The sequence below is a fragment of the Endozoicomonas atrinae genome (assembly GCF_001647025.1).
In the GTDB taxonomy this organism is placed as follows: domain Bacteria; phylum Pseudomonadota; class Gammaproteobacteria; order Pseudomonadales; family Endozoicomonadaceae; genus Endozoicomonas; species Endozoicomonas atrinae.
In genome coordinates this window covers 1-3,804 of the sequence record NZ_LUKQ02000381.1, presented here as the reverse complement: position 1 = coordinate 3,804, position 3,804 = coordinate 1, and the positions used below count along the sequence as shown (strand labels likewise).

Here is a 3,804-nt window from a genome sequence, read left to right as displayed (position 1 = left end):
GCGTCATTCGTAAGGCGATCAAGAACCGGAAGATTTTTCGGACTGATGAGTCAGTCATGAAGGTAATCTATCTGGCCATGGAAAAAGCTTCCGAGAAATGGACCATGCCGATCAGGAACTGGAAAGCAGCCATGAACCGGTTTGAAATTATGTTTCCTGACCGGTTCAAGGAGTAATAGTTTTGGTGGCGTTTACACAGAATTATTTACAGGCTCGGTGAACAAACGAAGAGTATGTACACACTCATTCAGGGGGATGATCTTTTTAACAGCTTCACTCGTTCCTTCAGGCTGTCATGTAGCTGATTGAGAGAAAGCAGAATCAAATCCTGTGCTGGCTCATCAAATACACTCCTGACCACATCCATGAGATTTCTCACTGTTTTATCACGACCCACCAATACAGAGAGTTCACGGTGAATATACATATAGATCTCTTCCGCTTCAGTGTATTTCCGGTTTTGCCTTTCCCCTCTGCCATCACACCCGACATGAATACCACTCCCAAAAGGGGGCATCTTTCCCAGTGGATAACGGGTGGCTATAGACTGCTGCATTTCTTTTAAGAAATCAGAAGTTTTCTGAAATTGGGAACTATCTACTGTTAGTTTACTGGTTCCAGAAGGTAAAGAGCTCAAAGAATGGAGATGATAGCCATATTGCCGTAACCGGGATCGCAACGGAGAATCTGCATCGAACTGGTGGATATCATACCTGCCAACCCCTGCTCGCCGTTCATATTCCTTATCCAGGGAGTATTCTCTAAACATTTGCCCAACCCTTAAACCTTTTGTTTCTTGTGCTTCCGTTGCTTGCATGGACTTTCGGGTATGAAGGGTTGCTGGCTTAGCCATTATCTGGAGTGGAGGAAACGTCACTGCAGAGGAGACACCATGAACTTTTTTTAGGTATGCAGAGACGTTACCTACAACTCTATGCTTCATCGCAGGTTTATCTTTTAGTGCATATTTTGGGCTTACCGAGGCAGTTTCGGCAACTGCACTAATAATTGGAGGAAGAGCACTACTGAGAGTTGAAGGCATTGCCTATTACCAAGAAAGAACTCATTACATTCCTGCAATAAAAACCTTTAAGTTCATTTTCTGAGACATTTTATAATGCCAATAATTCAATTATTAAAGCAGTATAAGGTAATCTAAATGGCTTACATTACCTTAGGATTGTTACGCAAATAAGCCAGTGCCGTTACCCCTGCAACTGATCCCAAACTTCCTGATCCCGCTCTGCATTCCATATTCTAGGCCAGTCGATACCATCAAATTCATCCCAGAGGCGCTGAACGTCAAATGGCAGACAGTGCTCAAAAATGGGCCAGCCACCATACTGAGGAGCCAGACTTTTATGAGAGGCAGCAAACGCTTCTTTCAGTGTTCCCTTGTTTTTATAAACGGCCCCTACCTGATCAATCATGGTCTTAAGAAAGTTACGGCTTTGTTCGATAGCCGCATCAACACTGTCCCGACCGTGAACAACCGCTCCACGGCCACCGACCAACGTCTCTGCGCCGTATGCTTTTACCTTATCCAGAGTGGTTGTAGACCAGTCGAAATGAAAAGCATCACCTGTATAAAGTGCGGCTTGTGCCTCCACAAGATCACCGGCAAACAGAATGTTATGCTGAGGCAACCAGGCACAAATGTCTCCGGCCGTATGGCCTCGCCCACAGTATTCAAGCACCAGACTTCCCCGAAGCCCACCCAGCGGGATTTCTAATCGATCGTTAAAGACAATATCAGGGTGAGTCAGCCCCGGAATTCCCTCAGGCTCCCGGAACAGTCTGGGCATACGGCGAAACTCACTTTCCCAGTCATCCATACCACGCTCGTCAATCAGGAAGCTGGTGTTCTCATGGGTAATAATCGATTCGGCTGAAAAGGCGGACGCACCCAACACCCTGACCGCATGATAATGAGACAAAACCAGGTACTTAATGGGCTTGGTCGTATACTTTCTGAGTTCATTCAGCCAGTCGGACGCTGCTCTTGGCGTTGCCCGAGCCTCAAACGCAATAAGAAAGTCTTCCGCTTCAATGGCCCCGACATTGGGATCACCTTCAGCGGTAAAGGCATAAACACCGTCTGCCAGTACTTCCAGTGTTTCTTTTTTCTGTTCAAGATCTCCGGAGGATGCAAACGTTTTTTTCGTCATCACCATTAGCCTTCAAATTCAAAATTTAGCTTTCGGCCTTTAATTAGAAGACCTTTAATCAATTCATTTAAAAGTCACTATAGACAAATCAAATCCACCCAAGATTTTAGCATCTAAAAAAACTAACAAACCCAACTAAACAGTAATAAATTCTAAAAAAATGGCAATTGATAACATTTAAATTCAAAAAAATTCCTGATTACCACTCTTCTTCAGCCTCATGGAGAAGAGCACTTATAGATACTGGTGTGGCAGGAATGTTAGGTCTTGAAATTACTGTATTGAACCATTGTACAAAACCTCTCTAAACGTTATGCCACAAAGAGTTCAAGGTGTTCACCTCTATAAATGGCTGAGGTTAAGAGGCAATCAGGAAAAAATTTACAAAAACAATACACCTTCTATCCTTTTTCTGAGCTTGCCATTATCGAACGTGAGCAAATGCGTAGGTTCAAATAATAAATATCAACTCTGGAGGTTTGAATCATAATGCAAAGTTTAAGCACTTCACCAAATAATGGAATGCAAAATACTCTACTTAGTTTAGACTCTTCACCCATGACACGGGAAGTTGGCTCGCCTGGTGCTCATCAAATAAAATCAGCAAATATCACTCCATACTTTCAAGGGCTTCAAGGTGATGTAGAGCAATTTGTTCAACAAACATTGGCCGACCGATCGGCTAATGTTATTACTTCACCGCTTCTCGTAAAAACAACAGAGCAAATTACTGCCAGAGTAATGAATGAAGCAGGTTTAAAGGGAGATGCTATCGAGGCGGATCAAAATCGACCAAATATCAAGAACACTGCAGAAGGCATACATGTTCAATCAAAAAGAGAGTATGTTGATAAGACTCTGGAGCGACTACAGATTCCACATACAACTAGCGTAGAGTTAGAACAGAAGGGATTTGCCAAAGCTACCGAAGAGCTCAATACGCGGATAGCTCATGACACTCAAGGCATGATTACTGATTTTCTTGATGCCAGAAACTTGGAAAATCCAGATCTTGCCCTTCGACTGGTAACTTGGTTATTCCAACATGTTTCATGGAGTGAACCTTTTGAACTTATGGATACAGAAAATAGTTCAACAATGACATGGAAAAACGAGACCCACCCCGAAATTCAGTGGATGAAAAGCAGCAATGATACCAACTCCATCACACATTTTAATAACGAAGGCTTTGATTTTGTAGCGGTTCCTGTTGAAGAAACAGGAATAAAAGCTGTGCTTGTTTTACCACCACAAGATGAAACAGATCCAGCGAGTGAAGAGCAACTCAGTAAAGTTTTGTCGGATGGGCTATCATCAGTTCTAAGTAAAACTGATGGAGATGAAGCAAGACTAACACTCCCCAAAGTCAAGTTCGACTATCAATTTACAACAGAGTATCCAGAGGCTGGTGCCAGTGGTACGAGCCTGTAAATAATTCTGTGTAAACGCCACCAAAACTATTACTCCTTGAACCGGTCAGGAAACATAATTTCAAACCGGTTCATGGCTGCTTTCCAGTTCCTGATCGGCATGGTCCATTTCTCGGAAGCTTTTTCCATGGCCAGATAGATTACCTTCATGACTGACTCATCAGTCCGAAAAATCTTCCGGTTCTTGATCGCCTTACGAATGACGC

General features: G+C 43.2%; 3 protein-coding genes and 2 pseudogenes. 2 read left to right on the top strand and 3 right to left on the bottom strand.

Going from position 1 to position 3,804, the window contains the following annotated elements:
* A pseudogene (locus AK963_RS36010) lies at window positions 1-176 on the top strand (IS256 family transposase); the annotation flags it as partial.
* A gap of 71 nt (window positions 177-247) precedes the next feature.
* Here AK963_RS36010 and AK963_RS26560 read toward each other — a convergent pair.
* Both AK963_RS26560 and AK963_RS26555 read right to left on the bottom strand, forming a co-directional pair.
* Window positions 248-1,042, bottom strand: a complete 795-nt coding sequence (locus tag AK963_RS26560) for a hypothetical protein (protein WP_066018363.1) — start codon at window positions 1,040-1,042, stop codon at window positions 248-250.
* 163 nt (window positions 1,043-1,205) lie between these two features.
* Window positions 1,206-2,168 (bottom strand): MBL fold metallo-hydrolase, encoded by a 963-nt coding sequence (locus AK963_RS26555; protein WP_066018362.1) that lies wholly within the window; start codon window positions 2,166-2,168, stop codon window positions 1,206-1,208.
* 489 nt (window positions 2,169-2,657) lie between these two features.
* Here AK963_RS26555 and AK963_RS26550 point away from each other — a divergent pair, with 489 nt between their 5' ends.
* Complete coding sequence (locus AK963_RS26550; RefSeq protein WP_083232912.1) at window positions 2,658-3,599, top strand: serpin family protein; 942 nt, start codon at window positions 2,658-2,660, stop codon at window positions 3,597-3,599.
* A gap of 29 nt (window positions 3,600-3,628) precedes the next feature.
* Here the strand turns inward: AK963_RS26550 and AK963_RS32575 are convergent.
* Window positions 3,629-3,804: pseudogene (locus tag AK963_RS32575) on the bottom strand (IS256 family transposase); the annotation flags it as partial.